This is a genomic window from Halpernia humi, from assembly GCF_900108025.1.
GTDB classification, from domain to species: Bacteria; Bacteroidota; Bacteroidia; order Flavobacteriales; family Weeksellaceae; genus Halpernia; species Halpernia humi.
In genome coordinates this window covers 162,312-187,274 of record NZ_FNUS01000004.1, presented here as the reverse complement: position 1 = coordinate 187,274, position 24,963 = coordinate 162,312, and the positions used below count along the sequence as shown (strand labels likewise).

The window sequence follows — 24,963 nt, the reverse complement described above, 5'->3', positions numbered from 1 at the left end:
TTAAGCTTTTGTACAAGATGCTTCATTACATCCAATTGTTTTACCATTTTCTGCTAACCACTCTTTCATTCCTCCAGAAAAGTTTTTCACGTTTTTAAAGCCGTTTTTGGCAAGGATCGAATAGGCAATGGCTGATCGGTCACCTGCCTGACAATGTATAACCACCTGTTTGTCTTTGCTGATTTTACCCAAGTTGTCCTGTAATGTTCCAACAAAAACGTTTTCTGCACCTTCAACGTGTCCTGCTTCATATTCCGATGCACCACGAACATCTACTATCTGCACATTATCCTTTCCTATCTGGGTTTTAAATTCTTCCAAAGAAATGACATCTGAAGTATGGGGCTCAATTCCTGTAGCATTTACATCTGAAATATATCCGAAAATGTTGTCCAAGCCGATACGCATCAATTTACGGGTCAAATCTTCCATCTGACTGTCTTCGGCTACCAAAATAAACTGCTCTTGATAATTCAATAACCAACCGCACCAAGTAGCGAAAGAATTATTACCCTGAATGTTTAGCGTATTAGGAATAAAACCTTTGGCAAATTCTACTTTATTACGGGTATCTATTACCTTAATACCTTTTTCATAGGCAGAAATAAACTGCTCTTTGGTTAGCTCTGGATGTTTCGGAACATCTATAAGCAACGGGCGATCAACTTTGTTTAAGTGCTTCATCATCGCAAAGTATTTCAATGGTCGGATTGGTCGGGGTTTCAAAAAACACCATTTCAACGCCTGTCTGTAACAGTTCCTCCAATTTCTTCAATTCAGACCCTAAAAGGAAATGTACAGGAATGTTCAGACTGCGTAGCTGAACATTCAATAATTCAAGGGTACCGCCGTAGGCATCGCCTATACAAATAACCCCTCTTCTTCCTAATGCGAGGAATAAGGCTGCTTCTGCTGCCATTCCTGAGCTAAAAACCAAAGAAGCCTCTGTATCTTCTAACTCTGCCAATTTAGCTTCCAGTGAAGTGATAGACGGATTAAGGCCGTATCGTGTGTACAGGCTTCCTGCTTTATGCCCGTCCACAACATCCAACAAATCTTTAGTCGTATCGAAAGTAAAGGTTGTAGAGTTATATATTGGCGTATGTGGCGAACCGTGCTCGTTTGCTATTTCACCACTGTGTACGCATTTAGTAGATAGTCCTGTTTTTTTGTTACTTGGTTTCATAATTTTATCTTTTTTATTAAGTCTTATTTTTTATCAGCTTCTATCAATCCGTCCAAATCCCCTGTATAGGTTTTTACGTTTTCAAAACCGTATTTTTTCAGAATGGAATAGCCCATTGCCGCTCGTACACCGCTTTTGCAATGCACAATGATCTCTTTGTCTTTACTTATTTTGTTGAGACTGTTTTCCAAGTCTGCCAATACGATATTTTCTGCCGTTGCAATATGACCGGATTTGTATTCGTCCTTACTTCGTACGTCAATGATCTGAGCATTTTTGTTATTGAAGTATGGTTTAAAATCACTTTTAGACAGAACGTTCGTTTGCTTTAAAGCAATTCCCAATGATTGCGGATTGCTGACATACCCGTACATATTGTCCATCCCGATACGCATCAGTTTTCGGGTTAAATCCTCAATTTCGCTTTCGTCTGCAATCAAAACGTACTGCGTTTGGTAATTCAACAGCCATCCCATAAAGGTTGAAAATGATTTGTTGCCCTCAATATGCAGGCTTTTTGGAATATGACCTTTTGCAACTATTCCTAATTTACGAGCATCAACAATAGCTAGACCATTTTTCTGTGCTGTCAGGAAATCATGTGCACTTAATTTGTGGCGTTTTGGAACCTCAACCAACAAGGGACGGGGCATCCTGTTCCATTGCTTCATTGTAGCAAAATAATTTGGCGGTTCTGGCTGCCCGTCAAGGATGTATTTTACAAACCCTTTTTCATCATTTATAAATTGAAAGGCTTTGCTTGTCGATTTCTCGTGTTTTAAGGTAGATTGTGGTACATCACTTAGCGATTTACCGCAGAACGAGCCTGCTCCGTGACCTGGCCATATCTCTAAATCATCGGGAAGGGTTGCAAAACGTTGCATGGAAGCGAATAACTGTTTTGCTCCAATATCCTGTGAGCCTGTCTGTCCGGCTACTTTTTCCAATAAATCGGGACGACCCACATCACCTACAAAAATAAAGTCGCCTGTAAATGCTTTTTGAGGTAGGCTGGAAACGGACAGATCGGTCAGTAAGTAGGTCAAACTTTCGGGCGTATGCCCCGGCGTGTGCATGGCCTGCAATATAATACTACCCATTATGATTTTGTCGCTATCTTTTATTGCCTTGTGCGGAATTTCATATTTCCAATTAGGGTCGGTTTCGCCCGATAGTACCAATTCTGCTCCTGTAGCATATGCCAACTCAGGAGCACCGCTTAAATAGTCAGCGTGGATATGAGTTTCTGTTACCCGAGTAATTTTCAGATTATTTTCTTCGGCAATTTTTAGATAGGTATCGATGTCACGTTTCGGGTCAATGACAATAACCTCATTGCTTTGCCTATTGCCCACGACATAACTGGTCTGTGCCAGCGTGGAGTCAAATACCCGCAGGAAAAAAAGAGTACCTGCCGAATAGTTTTCAATGCTATTTTTATGCTCTGTTTCCTTTTGTGGCGGGTCTAAGCTGACCAGCGGAGAAGCAATCAATGGCGAAGTAAGACAAGCCGCACCAAATAAAGCCCCTGTTTTTAAAAAATTTCTTCTGCTTTCCATTATATCTTTAGTTTTTAGATAGTTAAACTTGTTATTTTTCCAATGTTTCTTTCATCCGTACCCAAACAACAATACCTGAAATGAATGTTATGATACCTGCAATATGGACTGCCCACATGAGTCCAAAGAAGTTTCCTACGATACCAGCCATCAGCGCACCTATGGCGTACCCCATATCCCTCCAAAATCGGTAAACACCAAGAGAAGATGCCCTCCAATTTGGGTGTGCAGCATCACTTATAGCGGCTAACAATGCTGGATAAACCATTGCAGTACCTAAACCTAAAAGAACTGAACCGACCAAACCTGCGGTCAATGGATCCAAGATCTCCATACCAATAACGATATGACCCAATACCTGTATGAACATCCCCCAAACAATGAGCGGTTTTCTTCCCCATTTATCGGCTAAAGGTCCGGTCACGATTTGCCCAACACCCCATACCACCGGATAGACGGCTTTTATCCACCCGACACCCTCCAGACCGACACCCAACGACATAAAGAGCAAGGGAAATACACCCCAAGACATCCCGTCATTGAGATTATTGATCAGTCCTGCCTGTGAAATAGAAAATAGATTTTTGCTTTTGAACGATGTTTGTTTAAATACCCACCACAAATTCGGCTTGTGGGCTTCTTCGCCCGAGGTAGTTGCCTGAATTTGGGCAGCCTCTAATTCTGCGTGTTTCCGCGTGTCTTTTACCAAGAAAATGGACAGTAATATCCCTACAATGGTATAAGCAATCCCGATATAGAATGGCTCGGGTCTTAATCCGTAGTGCGAAGCCAAGTAACCTGTTAATAAAGCCGTCAGCCCAACTGCGCCATAACCTGCAGCTTCGTTTAGCCCCATTGCCAAGCCTCTGCTTTTCTTTCCCACCAAGTCAATCTTCATATTAACAGTCATTGACCAAGCTAATCCCTGGCTAACGCCAAGCAACACATTGGCAAACAAAATCCAATTCCAAGATGGTGCAAAAGCCAATAAGAATGGAACAGGAAGACCGACAAGCCAGCCCCAAATCAATACTTTCTTTCGGGTGTACTTGTCTGCCAAGACACCGGAAATCAAATTGGTAAACGCTTTGACTATGCCAAATGCGATTATGAAGGAAAAGACAACAATATCTGATTGTATGTTAAATTCTTCAGTCCCAACTAATGGCACTACGGTTCTTTCCAAACCGACCATACCGCCGACCATCATATTGACGAGGACAAGTAAGGTAAATTGTTGCCAGTTTTCTTTTAATCCTAATTGTATATTCTTCACTTAAAATCCTGTTTTAAAAGGTCAGGGTTTGGTCTGCCGTTGCAATCCAATTGCCCAATTCCTCCATATTACTCATTTCTGTTCCCTCGATAATTTGCTCGGCGGTCAGCCCTCTTGCATCCGAACAGCTTCCACATAGTTTTACTTTAGTTCCTTTGTTCAGGGAGAGTTTCATCATACGCTCTATATTATAGTAGCCGTTAGGGGTTTTCTGTCCAGCAATAGCGCAACTGACGGCATCCGCCATTAAGAAGATATTTACCTGAATGTCTGAATAGCTTTTATTCATTTGGTTGGCGATGCGTAAGCCATTATATGCTTTTTATGTTCCGTATGGCGCATCATTGATGATGATTAAAATAGTCTTGCTCATTGTACTTGCTTTTTGGTTAGAAAAAATATAGGTTATGAAACCGCACACCTGTTTGCTCCAGCTTCCAAATCCGCAGGATTAATGCCCTCGTAGCTTCCGCTTCTGTTAAGCGTGGCAATCTGAATGTAATTTGGAGGTGTAGCCGGAATGCGTTTTATCGTTTGTTCTACAAACTCTGCTTGCGACAATTTTAGTAGCTCAATCTTTCCAAACAAATTGGAAACGGTATCTGTAATCAGTTCTTTGTCAAAAGCAACTGCATTGGAAGTATGTGCTGGTAATACTGCTGTACTTCCGTTCAATGCTTTTATTTTCTCCAAAGAAGCAAACAGTTGATTGGCTTTTTGTACAGCTTGTTTTTGGTCTGCTTTAAGGTCAGGTCTTCCTACGCCATTGGTAAATAGCGTATCGCCCGTTAAAAGATATTTTTCGTTGATAAGGTATGAGATACTTTCGGGAGTATGTCCAGGAGTATGAATAGCTTTCAATTCACTTTCACCAAACAGGATTGATTGTCCGTCTTTGAATGGTGTAAAAGGGTATTCAACATCTGCACCCTCTGTAAACAATTGTGTTGCTTCTGTTGCTTTAACCAATTCGATAGTACGTGAAATGTAATCAGCGTGAATATGGGTGTCCATTACATATTTGATTGTCCAACCGTATTTTTTTGCTAATTCTAAATAGACGCTTGGGTCTAAGGACGCATCCACAATAATAGCTTCATTATCGGATCCGATAATGTATGAGATACAACCTTTGGCTACACGCCTTACCTGTACAATCGTTACATTTTCATCTTTTATTTCTGCTGTGTTCCACGCATAGTTCCAAGCTTTCATACCTCCTTGTAAGGACGAAGCATTATAACCTTTTCCGTTCAGTATTTCGGCAGCGATAAGGCTCGTTTTTCCTCCGGCACATACGGTTACAATGGGAGTGTCTTTGTCAAACGCAGTATCATCAAAGACCGTTTTATCGCCATTCACAAGACCGTTATACACGTTCTTATGAACACTGCTGGCAATTTGCCATTCTTCTCTTTGTTCCTGTGGTCTTATGTCCAATACGACCACTTCTTTGCCGTCCTGAAACATTTTTTGTAGTTCTGCTACTGTTATTTCCTGTGTACTCATAACTGATGTCTTTTATTAAGGCAAAGATAAAGAAAAAAATAACTATTCAATAGAATTATTGAATAGTTATTTTTTGAATAAGTTCTCTTGTTTAAATAACCTTGGTTGAAATGCATAAAAACGAAAAGGGTATCCCAATTTAATTGAGATACCCTGTCACAAATTATCTTATTCGTGTCTTTACGAAACTTCAGTCTTTTCTATAGGATAACCTTTTAACGCCCATTCTGGAAAACCCTCATCTAAGCGAATTGCATTATAGCCATTTTTCGTAAGCATTGCAACAGCTTCATCTGCATAGACACAAAAGGGACCTCTGCAATATGCCACAAGCATTTTTCTTTTGGGAAAATTCTTTAATGAATTGCCCAACTTCTCTATTGGTGTTGATAATGCCTTGTGGATATGCCCCCTTTTATATTCTTCTTCAGGTCGTACATCCAATAGTATCACTTCATCATTTTCAAGCATTGTTGCCAAGGTATCGACATCGATAGCCTGCATATCTCCGCCTTGACCACTACGGAAATCACTGATGACCTTTTCAACCTCGGCATTAAAAGTCATACCCAACTCCCGAAGAGATACCATCGTGCTATACATACTTTCGCTTGCAAGTGAATAGTTGATAAAATTACCGTTACGGTTTATCTTGACAAGCTTTGCATTTTTAAGGTTCTGCAAGTGCTGTGATGTATTTGCTATAGAAAGCCCTGTATTTTTTGCTATTTGTTCAACACTAAATTGCCCTTGCGCCAATAGGTCTATTATTTCTAACCTATGTGGGTTAGCCATCGCTTTAACGATTTTAGATAATTCCGTATATACCTTGTCTTTAAATTCTCGTTTGTTCATTTTTATCAATTATCTAATGAGGTAATCATCATTAACTTTCCTGTTGCAAAGGTATAAAAATCTATTCAACAAAATAATAGAATAGATGCGTTATTATTACTATCACTCTTGTATCAGATGCTGTAAGTTCGGGTCGTTCTTGATACGCTCCAATTCCAATGCTATAATCTGTACAATATCTTGTTTTATCTGACGGTAATTGCTTTCAATTTCCTGTTTCATTTTGTCTTCTCCGTGTTCATCAACAAAGGATAAGATTTCCGGTATCTTCTGATATACCTTAGTTTCTGTGGCAACTTTTTCATTGTCCACGACAATTTCAGCGTGAAATATTTTTTGCTCAATACGTTCATCAAAATTGTCCGAAACTGAACCCACAAACATTCCTTGTGTAAGTGTTGAGATTTTAGAAGCCGGAATAAGGCTGTCTAACTGTGTGGAAATAGAGGTAGATTTATCATTCCTGTTAATCGTCATGCTTTGGCGTTTCTGCAATACTTTTCCGAAGCGTTCCGAAAGGCTTTTTGCCGTTTCACCAACTACCTGTCCACTGAAAATATTACCAACGGTATTTTGTATAACCTTAGCTTCTTTATCTCCGTAATCACGGATAAGCTGGGAAAAATCTTGAAAACCTAAGCACACGGCTACCTTATTACTTCTCGCCGTTGCAATCAAATTATCCAATCCCCTGAAGTAAATAGTGGGTAGCTCATCAATGATAACAGAACTCTTCAATTGTCCTTTTTTGTTGATGAGCTTTACAATTCTTGAATTGTACAATCCCAACGCTGCTGAATAAATATTTTGACGGTCGGGATTATTACCAACACATAAAATTTTTGGCTCTTTTGGATTGTTGATGTCTAAAGAAAAATCATCGCCAGTCATTACCCAGTACAACTGCGGGCTAATCATTCTTGACAACGGAATTTTTGCAGATGCGATTTGTCCCTGTAATTGGTCTTGTGCTCCGCCTTGCCACGCATCCATAAAAGGCGATAAGTAATTTTCCAAATCAGGATATGAAGTTAAAATCGTGAATACGTCCGAATACTTTTTGTTCAGTAATTCAATAGCGTGTGGAAAGGTACAATACTTACCGTTTTCATAGATTTTCAGATACCAAATAATAGCAGCCAAAAGAATGATTGGGCTTTCCACGAAGAAATCCCCTTGCTTCTGTATCCAGCTTCGGTTGAGGTTAAGCATTATGGTATAAGCCGCTTCATAAGCATCCGAAATGTCCGTCATAAAGTCGGGGTTCAAAGGATTACAACGGTGGCTCTTGCGTGGGTCGTCAAAATTTATCACATAAAATTTCGGCTGAACTTTGTATTTATCCCGATGCTTCAATAAGTGGTTGTATGCAATGGTAGATAGGTCGTCAAACTTGAAATCGTAGATGTACATTGAGAAGCCTTTCTCAATCTGCTGCTTGATGTAATTGTTTACGATTGCATAAGATTTTCCTGAACCCGGAGTACCCAACACAATCGAGGCTCGAAAAGGATTGACTATGTTAATCCAGCCATTGTTCCACTTTCCTTTGTAATAAAACTTCGTGGGGAGATTGACAGAATATTCGTTTTCCATTAAACGAGTTTCCTGCTGAAAACTTTCGTTCTCGTTGTTGAATACATCGTCCATCAGGTTGTTGCGGAGCAAACGGCTCATCCAAACTCCGGCTACCATTAAAGCAACATAACCTAAACCTGTAGAAAGAATATATAGAAATGTGGCAGTAAGTAAAGGTAACTTCAATAATGGAAAGTTCAGAAAAAATAGGACAAAGCCAATTGCCAAAGCCACATAGATTTTAGACCAGGTTATCTTCTCATTTTTTACGCCTTTAGTTCCCAGGCAGTTTAAAGCCAGCAATACCAACGCAAATACTTTGGTGTATAAATTTTGCGAAAACAAACCCGCAGTTCTGTCGAAATTCCCTAAAATTTTGTTGATTATTTCTAATGTCCATCCACGTTCTTTAAAGAAACCGTAACAGAACCAGTAAAGATGCATCAGTACCAAAAGAATACTTACTGCCCTCATAAAAGCCATTATCTTGGCAAGCCCTCTTAAATCGTCTTCTCCCTGCATCATTTTAAGATTTAATGTTCGGGCGTGAATTTAAAGGCTGTTGCTATCGGCTCTTAAAATGTGGAAGTTATTGGCGGTATTTGGCGGTATTTGGCTAAATGTTTATTACTGACTTCTTTTGCGTTTACGCTTCTTCTTCATTTTATTAGCAAAATCTTGTTCCTCATAATCTTCGCCCTGTGCTTCGGGAAGCAAACCGCCTAATGCTTCAATCAAACCGTCTTCGTGTTTTTCAGTAGTATTCAGGAAGTCGAACAAGTGATGAGGTTCTTCCGCAGAAAGATCTGCATCATTTGGTCTTGATATTTTCGATTGTAATTCAACTGGTTCTTTTATCCCAGATTTGATATTATTATTCCAATAATCATTAAAGGTATTGGCAGAAAGTTCCTTGCCCAAACGTGAACCGTTCCAAACCGTTTTAGAATTGTGGTCTATAAAAGTTATACCATAAATTCGACCTGTGTCATTCCTACGAACCACAACGTTAATGCCCTGTTCGCTCAACTGATTTTTAAAAGCCTGTTCGTTATTTGTAGATTGCAGAGCAAAGGTAACGGCAGCTTTAATGGTTGGTTTTGTCGGTTGGTTTTTTAAAGCCTCTTTGCTTTTTGCAAAATGCAATTCTAAAGCAGGAAGTCCAGCACTTTTTCCGAATAAGGAAGCCTTGAATGGATGCCCGGCTCTTTCGCCTTTCTCATTTAACGGGATGTACAACAAACCCTGTTGCATTTTCCCTAGCAATTCGCCCTCCACTTTTTCGGCGGTAATATTGAACAGGGAAAGCAAAGCATTATATTCACCCAAAGTTTGGTACTGGTAGTAGTTAGGCAGGTGGCGGACAACCGAAGCGATTTGGCTTTTTACATCTCCAGCTTTGTAATCTACCGGATGGAAAATCTTGTCTTTCTGTTTATGTTCTTTATCAGCTGCGGTTATCAATCCATATTTCCTTTCCAGTTCACGGCAAATATTCATAGACCGCATTTTCTCGAATTTATCTGAAATCTTTTTGCCCACTTCATCTACGCAAACCGATACGATATGAATATGACTGCGATCAATATCGGTATGCTTAAATACTACAAATGGTTGTTCACCGTAACCCATTTCACGCATATATTCTTCCGCCATTTCCCTAAACTTATCATCATTTACTTCATCCTTGGGATCAGGATTGAGTGAAATATGTAGGGTATGTTTCTCGGTATTGCGGTTGACTACTAGATAAGGTTCAAAAGATTGAGCCAATTGCGCAACAGAATAATGACCGTTGGCAGTTTCAATCATCTTGTTTGCAAACAAAATCTGTCCGTTTTCATTCTCCACTTTGAGCTGATTGTACGCCAATGCTCCGTATAAATTTCCGCTTCTTCCGATTTTTGCTATCATTTTTACTGCTATTTTTTCAAATGTTTTGCTTCAAATTCTTCAGTTATCTGAATGATTTTTTGGCATAACATCGCCATTTCAGCAGTTTGTTTTTCTAATTTATAGAGGAATGCTGCGGCTTTTTTCTCGGAAAAATTCTTGTACAAAAGCTTCACTATTTGGTTGTAATTGACACCCACAGAACGAAACTGACTATGAAACGAGGTTAATCTCATATAAAAATCAACTGTTCCTTTATCAATTTTAACCGATTTCATTTCCTTGCCAAACAACAGGAAAATGATAAACTTTGCTTTGTTAGGCATTCCCGATGCTTCAAAAAGCGATAAAAGTTTGGCATTTTCTTCATCAGTAAGACGAAAGACGTGGCGGTGGATACTTGGGTCGGTTTTTGCCTTCCGTCCGCCTTTATTTTGTTTTCTGTTATTATTCTCATTCATCACTAATCCATTTTAAATTCACACAAAACCTCGACTTCGGAGTGGTTTTTTAAGCTCCCGGCAGGGCAAGTTGTTTTGAGGCACTAACTCGGTTTCGAGTGCCTCAAAACACAACTTGCCGTGTTCTGTCGAACACAAAAATCCGCCCTGCGGGACGGATTAAATGTAACAGGGAAAAACGGCTCGATGCCGTTCCTGTTGCCCTCCGATTTGTCAAAAGAATTTTGCATAAATCCATTAATAAAAATCATTGTACAAAGTAAAGCCCTGTTTACGAAAGCATTGTACTGTATAGCAGTGCCAAACACTGCCTTTGAACGCCAAACACTGCCACACCGCAATCAGCGGGCAAATCAATCGCTTTATTTGCCGTATAATTTTAGTGCAGGTAGTAAAAAATGTATCTAAACAAAGAAGAAAATCAGGTTTGCAAACAAGCGGTTTGGAATAAAAGCATAGGGTTTTAAAAGCATAAAACAATAAAAGTGTAAAAGCATAAAAGCGGTAAAGCAATTTACTAGCTACAAGGTTTACCAGTTGCTAAAAATGATTACCCACCAAGCGGTAATGAAAGCAAATAACAATCAAGAAAATTTCCAAAAAGGGAATACAGGCATACGGGAAATAGGTGCTATTTAAATACACCAATATTCAAACCTGTCAAACAAATAAAATGTGTAACAATAAATCTTTAAATAATGGAAACAGAAAAGAAAACTTTAAAAATCAGTTTTTCAACGCCTAAAGGCGGTGTTGGAAAATCTACTATGACTGCACTACTTTCAAGTGTATTGCATTATCGTTTAGGATTTAATGTCCTTGTAATGGATTGTGATTTTCCACAACACAGCTTAGCCAATATGAGAGAAAGGGATTTGAAAACTATTATGCAGAATGATTACCATAAAAGATCTGCAATGAAATTGTATCAAAGCATCAATAAAAAGGCATATCCGATTATCAGTTGTAAAGCGGAGGATGCCTTGTCAAAGGCTTTGGAATACGTAAATCAATCTACAATAGAGCCTGATATAACTTTTTTTGACCTTCCCGGCACAGCTAATACAAAAGGTGTGCTTACTACCTTAAGAACAATGGATTTTATTTTTTCTCCAATCAGTGCTGACCGTCTGGTTATGGAAAGTACGTTGAGCTTTACTAAAGCATTCCTTGGCTTACCCGAAACTGCTGAGAGTAATGAGGATCAGAAAATGTGGATGTTTTGGAACCAGGTAGATGGCCGGGAAAAGACAGGAATATACGAGGCTTATCAAAGTGTCATTAACGAGCTTGATTTATCTGTAATGACCTCAAAAATCATGGATAGTAAACGTTTCAGGAAAGAAACGGATGATACCTTGAACAGTGTATTCCGGTCAAGTTTGCTACCTGCCGAACCACAGCTTATGAAAGTAACTAGAATGGATTTGTTTGTTGAGGAGTTTTTAAAAATTGTTAACCTCTAAAATAGTTAAGTATGTCAACAGATAAGAGAAGAAAAGACTTCGATAAACCTGTTGTTGATGAAGAATTAATCATGAATATCATGAGTGGTAATCAGTCTTTTACTGTACCCGAAGCCAATCAACAACAGGAAATACAGAAGGAAACAAAACCAAAAGAAAAAGCCCGCAATAGTTCCTCAAAGAAGGTGGATTATGAGGAGACATTTCTGGTCAATCGGTTTCCTTCAGGTCGAAACGGAAAGGTCGTTTACATACGTCCCGAATACCACGAAAGGTTAATCCGCATTGTGCAATTAACAAGAGAAGAAAAGACTACACTCTATTCTTATATCGACAACATCCTTGAACACCACTTTAGGGAGTTTGGGGATGATATTACTGATTATTTCAACGAACGTTTTAAACCCATTTTATAGTTATGGAAATAGTAATTGTGATATGCCTGCTGATTGTGATTGCCCTGCTTGTGCAGGACAAGATTGTAATCAAAAAAAGTTCAGAAAGAAAACCGATACAGGAAAAAAGCAACCCTAAACTGCCCGATATTATGGGGCAACCTAGACCTAAGAGAAGCCTTTCGGTGCCAAACAATGCCACCGAAAGCCAAGTTGAAAAACCAGAAATAAATCCTGATAATTTTGACATAGAATACGACGAAAATGAAAACGTCGGCATTCAAATTCCGCAGGAAGAGCTGGACGAAGTTTTCAGTAATATGCCTGATTTTGGGGAAGAGGAGGAAGAATGGAATAGGTACGAATTATCCGATGGCGATAACGGTTTCGCCCAAGGGGTTACCTTTGAAGAACTAAGCTCCGTGGGGATACTGCTTCAAAAAGAAAAACTGGAGCAATCTCAAAAGGAAACAGCGATAGCTATAGTTCAGAAAATACAGGGAACCGAATTATTCAGCCTTTTGGAAAATTCTATGGAAGGCACTTCTCGTAAAATAGCAGAGCTATTGGATAGTAGCCTTTCTTCTGAAACGGAAACCAGTTCTTCCACTTTGCGGAAAAATGATTTGGAAAATTTCGACATTGGGGAGTTTGTATAGACTTCCCTTTGTCTTTTAAAACAACGAAGTATGGAAAGAGAATTGCCCAGTATAAATATCGAGGGAACAGATTTCTTGATCGATATAAATAAGGTCGAGTTAAGGGAAAAAAACAATCCAGTCAATACCATTTCAATTTACGTAATGAGCGATGTAGAAGATGGCTACGCTTTTAACTATAGTCTACAGGAGAAGAACATTCCGAACCTTATAAGTAACGGAGAAGACACTTCAGTAAAGATACCGGAACTCGTTGTGCTTGATCCAGCAGGAATGGCAGAAAAGTATAAGCTAACACCCCAAGAATTAGAAAATAAAACAGACTTCGACTTGATGGTGGATCAGACGGCATTCAATGACAGAACCCAAAAGGGAATGCTTCCTACAATCAATATTGAAGGTCATACCTTCTATGTTGATATCCGAATGGGTATGCTTCGTCCTAAAGATGATTTTTTGTCAAAAGGAATCGTCTTTGATGAAATAGATCATTACTTCTCCGAGGAAGCGAATGCTTACATCATTCCCTACAATCCCAAAATACATGAATTCCAAGAATTAGACTACGACAGCATTCTGGAATTACCAAAAGACCTTATCGCAGTTCAATTCCCTTTCCAAAGAGAACTTGACCCTATCGGATGGAATCGAAACGGAGGTTGGAATATCAAAGAAGATTTAAAACGTATAGGTTTAAAATCTCATTTTGAAGCAAAGACAATTCCCTGGAAGGAAACATTTCTACCACAAATAATAACAGAAAACCTGAAGGTGCTGAAAGAAAAAATGACCAAGAAAAAACTCCAAAACAAACCTGTTTTCTCTTCAAAAAAAGAGCAAGGAAACAAAGGACGAAAAATGTAGCCTTATAAAAAAGGATTAGAAAGAAGCCCGTCAGACAGCATTTTGTTCTGACGTGCTTTATGCCAAATTATTGATGAAATTACCACTCACTGCACAGCAATGTCCAGAAAACCTGTAAAGCGTGGGAGAATGGAGAAAGTAGCAACCTATCCATCTTCGCTGGCAGATTGCTTGAAATTATTATCTTAATTGGACTAAAGTATTTGGATATGTTATTAAATACGCAAATATTATAGGGTTAAACCTTTTTTAATAGCACACTTACAAACATCAACTCGCACAGCAACTCAATTTCGATACGTCTTTTCCGAAAGTTATTGCTGCTAATTTTATGCCTTCTCCCAAAGTCAAATAAGGGTAGAAACTGTCTGCTAAGTCTTTCACTGTTATTCTGTATTTGATTGCCATACTTAATTGTTGGATGAGTTCTCCACCTTCGGGTGCGACTACTCTTGCGCCTATAAGTTTGTCAGTTTCCGAGTTACGAATGAGTTTGATGAAACCCCTTGTGTCGTTGGCTGCTATGGCTCTCGGTACGTCTTTCAATTCCAATTTTGACACTTCAAACGGAATGCCTTTTGATTCTGCCTGTGCTTCATCTAAACCTGCCCCTGCAATTTGTGGGTCAGTAAACACCACCCAAGGTAAAGAAGAATAATCGGCTTTATTATCTGTTCCTGAGAACGCATTTTCAACGGCAATTTTACCTTCAAAAGCGGCTGTATAAACAAATGCAGGGGTGTTGGTTACGTCACCTGCTGCGTAAATGTTAGGTAGATTGGTTTCCATTTTTTCATTTACAGCGATATGTCCGCTTTTGGTGAGTTCCAAACCAATGTTATCTAACCCTAATTGGCTTGTATTGGCTTTTGTGCCTGTGGCAATTACTACCTTACCTTTTTCTATAATTTGCGTAAATGAACCGTCAGGACATTTACAGTGAATGATGGTTTCATTCCCTTGTTTCTCGAATTTCACGGCTCTGAAATTAGGTAAGATTTCAATGCCTTCTTTTCGCATTTGGGTTTCCAATGCTTCACTGATGTCTGGGGTTTGTGTCCGTAGAACACGGTCGGTAAATTCAATGATTCGGACTTTAACGCCTAAACGATTGTACGCCATTGCAATTTCCAAACCTATGTAACCTGCTCCCATAATGGTCAAGCTTTCGGGTTTTTCTTCCAAGTCGAAAAGGGAAACGTTGGTCAAGTAGTCAATTTTGTCCAATCCTTCAATAGTCGGAATGTTGGTCGTAGCTCCCGCAGCAATTAAAAATTTGAGGGCTTTGTATTCCTTGCCGTCAACCAAAATGGTTTTGTTGTCTTTGAATTTTGCCCAACCTTTTAGCATAGTCAGGTTTTCAAAATCGCTTACCACATCCATATATTTTTTCTCTTGAAGTGTGGCTACTAATTTTTTCTTGTCTTTGATGATTTGAGCAAAATCAATATCAACGCCTTTTGGTCGGATGCCTTCAAAGTTGGAATGTGTAGCGTGATAAGCCGACTCGCCTGCACGAATAAGATTTTTAGAAGGCACACAACCCACGTTGACACAAGTACCACCAAAGTCCAAACCACCGTTTACCATTAAGGTCGTTAAACCTAAACTTTCGGCTTTTATAGCTGCCGAAAATGCAGCCGAACCGCCACCGATAATGATTAAATCAAATTGATTATTCCTACTATTTCCATTTTCAGAAATTTCACTTTTTACACGATAGTTTTTTGTGCCGTTAATGGTATTGATGATTTCTTCTTTACTTGTTTTGGTAGGGTCAAAAGAACATTCACAAGTAGCTTTTGGATAGCTCACATTTGCTTCTTTTACACCTTCGTTTTTGGAAAGTAGTTTTTCAATGCCTGTGGCACAATGGTCGCAGGTCATACCTGTGATGTCAAGTTTTATGGTTTCTTTGTTCATAATGATTTCTCTTTTTGATTTTCCTTGAGGATTTCGGCTTTATAACCTGTCTGCTCAATAACTTCGATGATAGCATCAGGATTCGTTTTCTTTGGGTCGTAATGGATAGTTGCCAAATCACCCGGATATTTCACTTTGTGTTCAATAAAGCCGTCCACTTCTTTGAGGGCATTTGAAATATGGTTGGAGCAACCTGCACAAGTCATTCCCGTTATTTTCAATTTCAGGGTTTTACCTTCTTGCTGGTTTGTATTTGCTGTTTGTGCTTTACTGTCATTCGGTTTGCAACATTGAGCATTAAGCTGAGCAATTCCAATTAGGAACAAAGCACTCAATAGAATTAAATTCTTTTTCATAGTATAATTATTTAATTAAGTTCTTAAATACGAGGGGCAAAAAAATACTATTTCTTGCCAACCACTTTGTAACCTGTACCGTTGATGGCTTCTTCAATTTGAGCAAGACTCACTTTGGTTTGGTCAAATTCTACTTTGGCAGTCGCTTCTTCATAAATCGCATCTACCTTAACAATGCCTGGTAATTTGTTCACGTCATTTTCTACGTGTGAAGCACAACCATTGCAAGTCATTCCTTTTACATCAAAAGTTACCGTTTGGATGTCAGAAGCATTGACGATTACAACTTCCTTGTTGTCGTTTGAAGGATAGAAAATGTGTGCATAGTTTGGAAAAGCGAGCATTAAGGCTGCAAACACGGTTACAATTCCCAAGAATGTTTTGGTCTGCATAAAGGGTTTCTTTTCGTCTTCTTCGCAATCGCATTGGATTTCTTCAGCTGTTCGTGGTTTAAGTTTCTGATACCAAGCAAAGCCCAACACCAAAACGGTGATGCCTATAAGATAAGGTCTTGCTGGTTCCATCCACGAAAATGTAGATGCCACTCCCGATGCTCCTGAAATAAGTGCCAATACTGGTGTAATGCAGCAAAGTGATGCTGCTACTGCCGAAAGCACTCCCGCTCCGACAAGTCTGTTGTTTTTCTTGTTCATACTGTTTCCTTTTTTGAATTGTTTATGATGTGTTTAAAAAATGGACGAAGTAAAGTCAGTTGCTCTTGTTTCAAAGAGTAGAAAATGGTTTGTCCTTCTCTTCTCCCTTCAATGACGTTTCCGTCTTTTAGTTTTCTGAGGTGTTGCGAAACGGCAGGAATGCTCATTCCGAGAATGTCTGAAAGGTCGCAAGGGCAGAGTTCGTTTTCTTCTTCTAAGAGAAATAAGATTTTCAACCTTACTTCGTTTCCTGCCAATGCTAAAAGTCCACTCAGTTGGCTGAATGCCTTGTCGTTGGTTTGAAGTATTACTCTACAATTGTCTATTTGAACCTTGTCGGCAAAAACTCTAATGCATGATTGTTTGTTCCCCATAATTTCCCTATTTATGATTTACTAATCCGCAAAATTAATGATAAAATACTTATTAAGCAAATTCTTAAATAAGTACTTTTAAACAAGTTTTTTTTTAATTGATAGGAATTAGACTCTTTTGGTTTTGTAATGTGCATAAACAGATCAATAGAATATCCAGTGGCTTTTCAGGGGAATGGATAATTCATAAATTCAAAAGGGAAGTGTTCTATCAACTATTCTGAATCGAAAAGTTTGGCTTTAATTCATTTTTTTTCTTGCGGTTTTCGCCACTCGCTGCCAAGTAATTCCTCTCACTACCACTTCGTTGTAACGCCTCTATTTTCACGACATCTTTGTCCAGAAAGCCCGCAGGAAGCGGGGAAATAATAACAAATTAATGTGTTTAAATCATGGAAAAACAAAGAAAAAAAGTTTTGCTGGCAGCTACTTTAACGCTCTCAGGAATCAGTGCATTCGCCCAGGGAAATGGTACAGCAGGTATCACGGAAGCTACCCAAATGGTAACGTCTTATTTCGACCCCGCAACCCAATTAATCTACGCCATAGGTGCAGTAGTCGGGTTAATCGGAGGTGTTAAGGTGTACAACAAATTCAGTTCGGGCGACCCCGATACATCCAAAACTGCGGCAAGCTGGTTTGGTGCGTGTATCTTTTTAATCGTGGCAGCTACCATCCTGCGTTCATTCTTTCTTTAATCCTCTAGTTTATGAACAATTACAACATAAACAAAGGCATAGGAAGAACGGTGGAATTTAAGGGTCTGAAAGCACAATACCTGTTCATTTTCGCAGGTGGGCTGCTCGGCACGCTCATCTTCGTGATGATACTGTATATGGCAGGAATAAACTCTTACATCTGCCTGTTTCTCGGTGCTGGTGGTGCTTCGCTGATTGTATGGCAGACCTTTTCACTGAACAGGAAATATGGCGAGCACGGATTGATGAAAATAGCCGCGAATAAGCGGCATCCCCGATACATCATCTGTCGCAAGCCTGTACACCGCTATTTAAAATTCACTCCTAAACAGAATGCCCTATGAGAAATATATCTAAAACAACAACGCTGGAGAACAAATTTCCGTTGTTGGCGGTAGAAAACAACTGCATCTTATCTAAAGATGCAGATATTACCGCCTGTTTTGAAGTGCGTTTGCCGGAACTGTTTACGGTCGCTTCTGCGGAATATGAAGCCATTCATTCCGCTTGGCACAAGGCTATCAAGACCTTGCCTGATTTTACAGTTATTCACAAACAGGATTGGTATATTAAGGAAAGCTATACGCCCAATTTGGCAATCGAAGACCAGAGCTTTTTATCGAAGTCTTACCAACGTCATTTTAATGAGCGACCGTTCCTAAACCATTACTGCTACCTCTTTTTAACCAAGACAACTAAAGAGCGTATGCGTATGCAAAGTAATTTTTCATCGCTTTGCAAAGGTTCGCTGATACCAAAGGAAATCAGGAACAAGGAAACGATACACCGTTTTATGGAAGCGGTGGCACAGTTTGAACGTATCGTAAACGATAGCGGTTTCATAACCCTGAAACGTCTTACCGAAGATGACATTATCGGAACGGACGAAAAACAGGGATTATTGGAACAGTACCTTACGCTATCAAGGGAAGCTGGAACACCGATGCAGGACATCGCTCTCGGAACGGAAGAAGTCCGTATCGGGAACAAAAGGTTGAGCCTGCACACCTTGTCCGATACTGACGATTTACCCGGAATGGTGTCGGCTGATACCCGTTTTGAAAAGCTATCTACCGACCGAAGTGATTGCCGTTTGTCATTCGCCGCACCTGTGGGCTTGTTGTTAAACTGCAACCACATTTACAACCAATATTTGTTTTTGGATAACAGCGAAGCCAGTCTACAAAAGTTTGAGAAGTCCGCAAGGAATATGCACTCACTGGCTCGTTACAGTCGTGCCAACCAAATCAACAAAGAGTGGATAGAAAAGTACCTAAACGAAGCCCACAGTTTTGGGCTATCTTCTGTTCGTGCTCACTTCAACATTATGGCGTGGTCGGATGATCCGGCAGAACTGAAACAGCTAAAAAATGATTGTGGAAGTGCTTTAGCATTGATGGAATGTAAACCCAGACACAACACTACGGATGTAGCAACATTGTACTGGGCAGGAATGCCGGGTAATGCAGGTGATTTTCCCGCAGAGGAAAGTTTTTACACTTTTATTGAGCCTGCATTGTGCTTTTTTACGGAAGAAACCAATTACCACAATTCGCCATCACCATTTGGTATCAAGATGGCTGACCGCCTGACTGGAAAGCCTATCCATTTGGATATTTCGGATTTGCCGATGAAACGTGGAATTATTACCAATCGTAACAAGTTCATACTCGGTCCATCGGGAAGTGGTAAATCTTTCTTCACAAACCATATGGTACGACAGTATTACGAGCAAGGCGCTCACGTTTTGCTTGTGGACACCGGAAATTCTTATCAAGGTTTGTGCGAACTCATTAAAGGTAAAACCAAAGGCGAAGACGGTGTTTACTTTACTTATACAGAAGACAACCCAATTGCCTTTAATCCTTTCTATACCGATGATGGCGTATTCGATATTGAGAAGCGTGAAAGTATCAAGACTTTGATACTGACACTCTGGAAACGTGATGATGAACCACCAACCCGTTCAGAAGAAGTAGCATTATCGAATGCTGTATCAGGCTATATCGAGCGCATCAAACAGGAAGATATTTATCCATCATTCAATGGCTTCTATGAGTATGTAAAAGGCGATTACCGCAAGGTACTCGAAGAAAAACAGGTAAGGGAAAAAGACTTTGACATTGCCAATTTCCTTAACGTACTCGAACCCTACTACAAGGGCGGTGAGTATGATTATTTGCTCAATTCCGATAAGCAGTTAGACCTGCTTTCCAAACGCTTTATTGTCTTTGAAATTGATGCGATAAAAGACCACAAAATCCTCTTTCCCATAGTCACGATCATCATTATGGAAGTCTTCATCAACAAGATGAGGAGGTTGAAAGGCATCCGAAAGCTGATACTAATTGAAGAAGCCTGGAAAGCGATTGCGAAGGAAGGTATGGCAGAATATATAAAGTATTTGTTTAAAACGGTTAGGAAGTTTTTCGGTGAAGCCATCGTGGTAACGCAGGAGGTGGATGACATCATCCAGTCGCCCATTGTTAAGGAAAGTATCATTAACAACAGTGATTGTAAAATCCTTTTAGACCAACGCAAGTATATGAACAAGTTTGATGATATACAGGCGATGTTGGGGCTTACAGATAAGGAAAAAGGGCAGGTACTTTCTATCAATATGAACAACGATGCAAGCCGACTTTACAAAGAGGTTTGGATAGGCTTAGGTGGTACGCACTCGGCAGTCTATGCCACCGAAGTTAGTTTGGAGGAATACCTTGCTTACACCACCGAAGAAACCGAAAAAATGGAAGTGATGCAGCTTGCTGCTGAACTGGACGGCAATGTAGAACTCGCCATCAAGCATATCGCAATGCAAAGGCGGGACAAAGTAAATCAATAGTCAATTAACAATTTAAAAATTCAGAAACAATGAAAAAAGTATTGTATCTGGTGTGTACGGCACTAATGCTCGCCGTAGCACCGTCAGCGAAAGCTCAATTTGTAGTAACTGACCCTGCAAATCTGGCATCAGGAATTATCAACAGTGCGAACGAAATCATACAGACTTCTTCCACCGTGAGCAATGTCGTAAAGAACTTCAACGAAGTGAAAAAAGTGTACGATCAGGGCAAGGAATATTACGACAAGCTAAAAGCTATCAACAACCTTGTGAAAGATGCCCGTAAAGTACAGCAAACCGTATTGTTGGTAGGCGATGTGTCCGAAATATATGTTCAGAACTTTGGAAAAATGATGAACGATCCCAATTTCACACCACAGGAATTGGTTGCAATCGGCAATGGTTATTCGGCACTGCTCAATGAAAGTACCGAACTGCTGAAAGAATTGAAGCAAATTATAACCTCTTCAAGCCTTTCGCTAAACGACAAAGAGCGTATGGATATTATTGATCGTGTGTACAAAGAGGTAAAGGATTACCACAGCCTTGTACGCTACTACACTAATAAGAACATTTCTGTAAGCTACCTAAGAGCGAAAAAGAAAAACGACGCACAGAGAGTTCTTGAACTCTACGGAACTTCTAACCAAAAATACTGGTAAAAATGGAATGGGATAATCTTCACGAACTCCTTCGTTCACTTTACGACGATATGATGCCGCTTGCAGGTGATATGGCGGCTGTGGCTAAAGGATTGGCGGGATTGGGTGCGTTGTTCTATGTAGCATTAAAGGTTTGGCAGGCTTTAAGCCGAGCCGAGCCTATCGATGTGTTTCCGTTACTGCGTCCATTCGCTCTGGGTCTTTGTATAATGTTCTTTCCAACCATCGTGTTGGGAACCATTAATGCAGTATTAAGCCCGGTAGTTACAGGAACTCACGCCATACTCGAAGACCAGGTGCTTGACCTCAACCAACTCCAGCAACAGAAAGACCAATTGGAATACGAAGCAATGGTACGAAATCCCGAAACCGCCTATATGGCATCAGACGAAGAGTTTGATAAAAAGCTGGATGAATTGGGCTGGTCGCCATCGGACGTTGGTACAATGGCAGGAATGTATATGGACAGGCAAGCCTACAAGATAGAGAAAGCAATAAAGGATTGGTTTCGCAATTTATTGGAAATACTCTTTCAGGCGGCGGCTTTAGTTATTGATACCATACGAACATTTTTCCTGATAGTCCTTTCGATACTCGGACCAATAGCTTTTGCTATTTCCGTTTGGGACGGATTTCAGTCCACGCTCACACAGTGGATCACGAGATATGTCAGCGTATATCTCTGGCTTCCTGTTTCCGATTTGTTCAGCTCGATGCTGGCAAGAATACAATCCCTCATACTGGAAAGGGATATAGCAATGCTTGCCGACCCGACCTACATACCCGATACGAGCAATACGGTGTACATCATCTTTATGATTATCGGTATCGTTGGCTACTTCACAATTCCAACAGTAACAGGTTGGGTAATCCAAGCCGGAGGTGCAGGAAACTTTACTCGTAATGTAAATCAAACAGCGATGAAGGCAGGAAACCTTGCGGGTGCTGGTGCAGGATCTACAGTAGGAAACATCGGCGGTAAACTGATGAATAAATAACAATAAATCATTCAAAAAAATGGAATTTAAAACGCTAAGAAATATCGAAAACAGCTTTAGGCAGATAAGACTATATGCCATTGTGTTTGCGGTTCTCTGTATTGGCGTGGTAGGATATGCCGTATGGCAGTCCTACCGCTTTGCAGAAGAACAACGCCAAAAAATCTATGTATTGGATAACGGCAAATCTTTGATGCTTGCCTTATCGCAAGATGCAAGTATCAACCGACCTGTGGAAGCAAGGGAACACGTCAGACGTTTTCACGAGCTGTTTTTTACACTTGCTCCCGACAAAAACGCTATAGAAAGCAATATGAGCAGGGCATTCAATCTTGCCGACAAAAGTGCCTTCGACTACTATAAAGACTTGTCAGAAAAAGGCTATTACAGTCGTATTATATCAGGAAACGTACAGCAACGCATCGAAGTAGATAGTGTGGTCTGCAATTTCGATACCCATCCTTATGCGGTACGAACCTATGCAAAACAATTCATCATTCGGTCAAGCAATGTAACCAGACGTAACTTAATTACTTCCTGCTACCTAGTCAACTCCGTTCGCTCTGACAACAACCCACAAGGCTTCAATATCGAAAAATTTGCAGTCGTGGAAAACAGGGATATAGAAGTCATCGAACGCTAAAAAACAATCTTATGGAAACATTATCAGATTTAAACACGTTCGCAAAAATCCTTACAGAAAAAGGATATAACGGCTATTTTCATACGCAGGGTGCGTATGCCGGAAAGCTGAAAGAAAGTATCAGCGATTACCTTGAAAGCTGCCAAAAAGGTGCAGATACTTTGCCTAAACAAGACTTGTTGTTGACAGGCTACCTACAATGGTCGGGAGAAGACAAGCCAAGTGTAGAATGCAGTATGTGGGTAAATTATCTGAACGGCAAATTCTCACTCAACAGAATGGAGGTGGCAAGAAAAGACCAATTTGGGCAATTGCTAAAAAAATCGGAACTGACAAACCTCTCTTTAATAGTCGTACCCAATGCAGTTGAGGTTATTGCTTTGGTTAATGATGAACAAAAGCAAAATGTGGGTAAAATCTCCAAGCGGTTCAAGCTCTAACATCATCATAAAAAATTAAGAGTATGAAAAAACTAAGAGCAAATATGGATAGGTATTTTGATAAGCTCGACGAACGTTGGCAGGCATTGCCAGTGCGCAAGCAGCACCAATATACCCTGTACTTTTTTGTGGGATATCTACTGCTTACCACAGGTGTAATTTTCAAAGTCTGGTACGATACCTCAAAGTCTGGAAACGATATGATCATAGAGCATATCGAAAATCCTGTCCTCAAAAAAAATGGAAGTCCTGCAAGATTGCAGGATAGTGTATCAACAATTTTAAAAAATCAAATTTATGAAAGAAAATGAGAACAAAAAATCGGTTGTTCGGGTAACGGAGGGGAACTCGACAGCAACTGCTGATGTGTTGCAAGACGGCACACAGAATAATAAGGAGAAGCTCAAAAAGCCCTTAATTTTCGGCTTAATGGCGATTGTTTTCGTGGGTTGTATGTACCTCATATTTAAACCATCCGAAGACAAAAAGACAATTGAAAATGTAGGGCTGAACGATGCGGTACCAGAGGCTACTGGAACTGGAATGCCTGCCGACAAAGGCAAGGCGTATGAACAGGAAATGCTCGAACGCAAAGAGCAGGAAAAACGCAATGCATTGGCTACACTTTCAGACTACTGGAATACAGAAGACAAAGAAGAGCCAACCGACGAACCGTTTAATGAAGAAGAGGAAAACAACAGCTTTGGCGGTAGTGGGAGAAATTCGGCAAGAAGCAGTAACCCTGCTTTGAACAGCTATCGAAATAGCCAAAGCGCATTGAGTTCCTTTTATCAAGATGATAACGCTGAAACAATGGAACTGCGTAAGCAGGTGGACGAATTGAAAGAAAAATTATCAGAAAAGGATGTGCCACCTGTGGCCACAGTTGATGACCAATTGAAGCTAATGGAGAAATCCTATGAAATGGCAGCAAAGTATCTGCCAAAAAATGCGAATACCGAAAATTCAACACCTGCTAATGGTGCTGTTCCGGATGCTATTAGTGCTATGGCTACTAACCAAAAAGAGCATTTTGTATCGTTCACATCAGCAAGAAAAAATACAGTATCAACCCTTTACCGTGAACCATCGGACAGTGCTTTTTTAGCGGATTGGAGCGAAACAAAGAACCGTGGGTTTTATACCGCTGGTTCTGTGGAACAAATGGCACAACCCAAAAACAGTATCAAAGCCTGTGTACACGATGCCCAAACAGTAGTTGGCGAAACAGGTGTGCGTTTACGATTATTAGAGCCTGCAAAAACACCGAGCCGTACCATTCCAAAAGGAACGATTTTAACGGCTAATGCGAAATTTCAGGGAGGGCGTTTACAACTAAAAGTTACCTCGATAGAACTGGAGGGCAATATCATCCCGGTAGATATAACCATTTACGATTTGGACGGACAGCAAGGCTTGTACGTTCCATATTCGCCGGAAATGAATGCCCTTACCGAAATGGCAGGCAATATGAGCCAGACAGGCGGAACAAGCGTAATGCTCACGCAAAATGCTGGACAGCAGGTTGCAGCAGACCTTAGTCGTGGCGTGGTACAGGGAATTTCGGGCTACTTCGCCAAAAAGGTAAGAACCCCAAAAGTTACGCTGAAAGCAGGATATCAAGTCTTCTTGGTATCTAAAAAATAATGTTGAACTCAAATAATTTTAAT

Annotated in this window: 27 protein-coding genes; 13 read left to right on the top strand and 14 right to left on the bottom strand. The window is 40.1% G+C overall.

Annotated elements, in window-relative coordinates; genetic code table 11:
• The 10 genes from C4S29_RS09485 to mobA all read right to left on the bottom strand — a co-directional run bounded on the left by C4S29_RS09485 (nucleotide 1) and on the right by mobA (nucleotide 10,317).
• A complete protein-coding gene (locus tag C4S29_RS09485) occupies nucleotides 1–687 on the bottom strand; it encodes a rhodanese-like domain-containing protein (RefSeq protein WP_233740529.1) in 687 nt (228 codons plus the stop codon).
• Nucleotides 662–1,186 (bottom strand): PLP-dependent transferase, encoded by a 525-nt coding sequence (locus C4S29_RS09480; protein ID WP_103913864.1) that lies wholly within the window; start codon nucleotides 1,184–1,186, stop codon nucleotides 662–664. Before C4S29_RS09480 ends, C4S29_RS09485 begins: the two co-directional genes overlap by 26 nt.
• Nucleotides 1,187–1,209: 23 nt before the next feature.
• Nucleotides 1,210–2,745, bottom strand: a complete 1,536-nt coding sequence (locus tag C4S29_RS09475; RefSeq protein WP_103913863.1) for an MBL fold metallo-hydrolase — start codon at nucleotides 2,743–2,745, stop codon at nucleotides 1,210–1,212.
• A gap of 31 nt (nucleotides 2,746–2,776) precedes the next feature.
• Nucleotides 2,777–4,021, bottom strand: a complete 1,245-nt coding sequence (locus C4S29_RS09470; protein WP_103913862.1) for an MFS transporter — start codon at nucleotides 4,019–4,021, stop codon at nucleotides 2,777–2,779.
• Between the two features lie 13 nt (nucleotides 4,022–4,034).
• Nucleotides 4,035–4,322 carry a DsrE/DsrF/TusD sulfur relay family protein gene (locus C4S29_RS09465; protein WP_262496763.1) on the bottom strand — a complete coding sequence of 96 codons (288 nt, stop codon included), beginning with the start codon at nucleotides 4,320–4,322 and terminating at the stop codon, nucleotides 4,035–4,037.
• A 104-nt stretch (nucleotides 4,323–4,426) separates the two neighbouring features.
• A complete protein-coding gene (locus tag C4S29_RS09460) occupies nucleotides 4,427–5,530 on the bottom strand; it encodes an MBL fold metallo-hydrolase (RefSeq protein WP_103913861.1) in 1,104 nt (367 codons plus the stop codon).
• Nucleotides 5,531–5,710: 180 nt separating this feature from the next.
• Entirely contained in the window at nucleotides 5,711–6,385 is a 675-nt protein-coding gene (locus tag C4S29_RS09455) for an ArsR/SmtB family transcription factor (protein WP_103913860.1), read from the bottom strand.
• 102 nt (nucleotides 6,386–6,487) lie between these two features.
• Nucleotides 6,488–8,485 (bottom strand): conjugal transfer protein MobC, encoded by a 1,998-nt coding sequence (gene mobC / locus C4S29_RS09450; RefSeq protein ID WP_103913943.1) that lies wholly within the window; start codon nucleotides 8,483–8,485, stop codon nucleotides 6,488–6,490.
• 105 nt (nucleotides 8,486–8,590) lie between these two features.
• Nucleotides 8,591–9,877 carry a conjugal transfer protein MobB gene (mobB, locus tag C4S29_RS09445; RefSeq protein ID WP_103913859.1) on the bottom strand — a complete coding sequence of 429 codons (1,287 nt, stop codon included), beginning with the start codon at nucleotides 9,875–9,877 and terminating at the stop codon, nucleotides 8,591–8,593.
• Nucleotides 9,878–9,885: 8 nt separating this feature from the next.
• The gene (gene mobA / locus C4S29_RS09440; RefSeq protein WP_103913858.1) at nucleotides 9,886–10,317 is read right to left on the bottom strand and encodes a conjugal transfer protein MobA; all 432 of its coding nucleotides are present in this window, start codon (nucleotides 10,315–10,317) and stop codon (nucleotides 9,886–9,888) included.
• Between the two features lie 698 nt (nucleotides 10,318–11,015).
• Here mobA and C4S29_RS09435 point away from each other — a divergent pair.
• The 4 genes from C4S29_RS09435 to C4S29_RS09420 all read left to right on the top strand — a co-directional run bounded on the left by C4S29_RS09435 (nucleotide 11,016) and on the right by C4S29_RS09420 (nucleotide 13,701).
• Complete coding sequence (locus C4S29_RS09435; RefSeq protein WP_034736763.1) at nucleotides 11,016–11,783, top strand: ParA family protein; 768 nt, start codon at nucleotides 11,016–11,018, stop codon at nucleotides 11,781–11,783.
• An 11-nt stretch (nucleotides 11,784–11,794) separates the two neighbouring features.
• Nucleotides 11,795–12,199, top strand: a complete 405-nt coding sequence (locus tag C4S29_RS09430) for a DUF3408 domain-containing protein (RefSeq protein WP_041516031.1) — start codon at nucleotides 11,795–11,797, stop codon at nucleotides 12,197–12,199.
• Nucleotides 12,200–12,330: 131 nt separating this feature from the next.
• Nucleotides 12,331–12,837 carry a conjugal transfer protein TraD gene (locus C4S29_RS09425; RefSeq protein WP_449404600.1) on the top strand — a complete coding sequence of 169 codons (507 nt, stop codon included), beginning with the start codon at nucleotides 12,331–12,333 and terminating at the stop codon, nucleotides 12,835–12,837.
• A 30-nt stretch (nucleotides 12,838–12,867) separates the two neighbouring features.
• Nucleotides 12,868–13,701, top strand: coding sequence for a hypothetical protein (locus tag C4S29_RS09420; protein WP_041516030.1), 834 nt, complete (start codon nucleotides 12,868–12,870; stop codon nucleotides 13,699–13,701).
• 270 nt (nucleotides 13,702–13,971) lie between these two features.
• On the opposite strand, the gene merA is transcribed toward C4S29_RS09420, so the two are convergent.
• The 4 genes from merA to C4S29_RS09400 are packed head-to-tail and all read right to left on the bottom strand — an operon-like array spanning nucleotide 13,972 to nucleotide 17,007.
• A complete protein-coding gene (gene merA / locus C4S29_RS09415; protein ID WP_103913857.1) occupies nucleotides 13,972–15,624 on the bottom strand; it encodes a mercury(II) reductase in 1,653 nt (550 codons plus the stop codon).
• Nucleotides 15,621–15,980, bottom strand: coding sequence for a heavy-metal-associated domain-containing protein (locus tag C4S29_RS09410; protein WP_103913856.1), 360 nt, complete (start codon nucleotides 15,978–15,980; stop codon nucleotides 15,621–15,623). The genes merA and C4S29_RS09410 overlap by 4 nt, the downstream gene beginning before the upstream one ends.
• A gap of 47 nt (nucleotides 15,981–16,027) precedes the next feature.
• Nucleotides 16,028–16,633, bottom strand: coding sequence for a mercuric transport protein MerTP (merTP, locus tag C4S29_RS09405; protein ID WP_034736775.1), 606 nt, complete (start codon nucleotides 16,631–16,633; stop codon nucleotides 16,028–16,030).
• Complete coding sequence (locus C4S29_RS09400) at nucleotides 16,630–17,007, bottom strand: ArsR/SmtB family transcription factor (RefSeq protein ID WP_034736776.1); 378 nt, start codon at nucleotides 17,005–17,007, stop codon at nucleotides 16,630–16,632. Before C4S29_RS09400 ends, merTP begins: the two co-directional genes overlap by 4 nt.
• A 392-nt stretch (nucleotides 17,008–17,399) precedes the next feature.
• On the opposite strand from C4S29_RS09400, the gene C4S29_RS09395 reads away from it, so the two are divergent.
• Genes C4S29_RS09395 through traM form a run of 9 tightly spaced genes read left to right on the top strand, consistent with a single transcriptional unit; the run spans nucleotide 17,400 to nucleotide 24,940 of the window.
• Nucleotides 17,400–17,705 (top strand): DUF4134 domain-containing protein, encoded by a 306-nt coding sequence (locus C4S29_RS09395; RefSeq protein ID WP_034736777.1) that lies wholly within the window; start codon nucleotides 17,400–17,402, stop codon nucleotides 17,703–17,705.
• 11 nt (nucleotides 17,706–17,716) lie between these two features.
• Nucleotides 17,717–18,049 carry a DUF4133 domain-containing protein gene (locus C4S29_RS09390; RefSeq protein ID WP_034736778.1) on the top strand — a complete coding sequence of 111 codons (333 nt, stop codon included), beginning with the start codon at nucleotides 17,717–17,719 and terminating at the stop codon, nucleotides 18,047–18,049.
• Complete coding sequence (locus tag C4S29_RS09385; protein WP_034736779.1) at nucleotides 18,046–20,550, top strand: TraG family conjugative transposon ATPase; 2,505 nt, start codon at nucleotides 18,046–18,048, stop codon at nucleotides 20,548–20,550. Before C4S29_RS09390 ends, C4S29_RS09385 begins: the two co-directional genes overlap by 4 nt.
• Nucleotides 20,551–20,579: 29 nt before the next feature.
• On the top strand, nucleotides 20,580–21,212 hold the full coding sequence (locus C4S29_RS09380; protein WP_002978253.1) for a DUF4141 domain-containing protein: 633 nt from the start codon (nucleotides 20,580–20,582) through the stop codon (nucleotides 21,210–21,212).
• A gap of 2 nt (nucleotides 21,213–21,214) precedes the next feature.
• Nucleotides 21,215–22,210 carry a conjugative transposon protein TraJ gene (traJ, locus tag C4S29_RS09375; protein ID WP_002978255.1) on the top strand — a complete coding sequence of 332 codons (996 nt, stop codon included), beginning with the start codon at nucleotides 21,215–21,217 and terminating at the stop codon, nucleotides 22,208–22,210.
• Between the two features lie 19 nt (nucleotides 22,211–22,229).
• Nucleotides 22,230–22,853, top strand: a complete 624-nt coding sequence (traK, locus tag C4S29_RS09370) for a conjugative transposon protein TraK (protein ID WP_002978256.1) — start codon at nucleotides 22,230–22,232, stop codon at nucleotides 22,851–22,853.
• 11 nt (nucleotides 22,854–22,864) lie between these two features.
• The gene (locus tag C4S29_RS09365) at nucleotides 22,865–23,293 is read left to right on the top strand and encodes a hypothetical protein (RefSeq protein WP_002978258.1); all 429 of its coding nucleotides are present in this window, start codon (nucleotides 22,865–22,867) and stop codon (nucleotides 23,291–23,293) included.
• A gap of 23 nt (nucleotides 23,294–23,316) precedes the next feature.
• On the top strand, nucleotides 23,317–23,604 hold the full coding sequence (locus C4S29_RS09360; RefSeq protein ID WP_034736780.1) for a hypothetical protein: 288 nt from the start codon (nucleotides 23,317–23,319) through the stop codon (nucleotides 23,602–23,604).
• Nucleotides 23,591–24,940, top strand: a complete 1,350-nt coding sequence (traM, locus tag C4S29_RS09355; RefSeq protein ID WP_034736782.1) for a conjugative transposon protein TraM — start codon at nucleotides 23,591–23,593, stop codon at nucleotides 24,938–24,940. Before C4S29_RS09360 ends, traM begins: the two co-directional genes overlap by 14 nt.
• Nucleotides 24,941–24,963 lie beyond the last annotated feature (23 nt).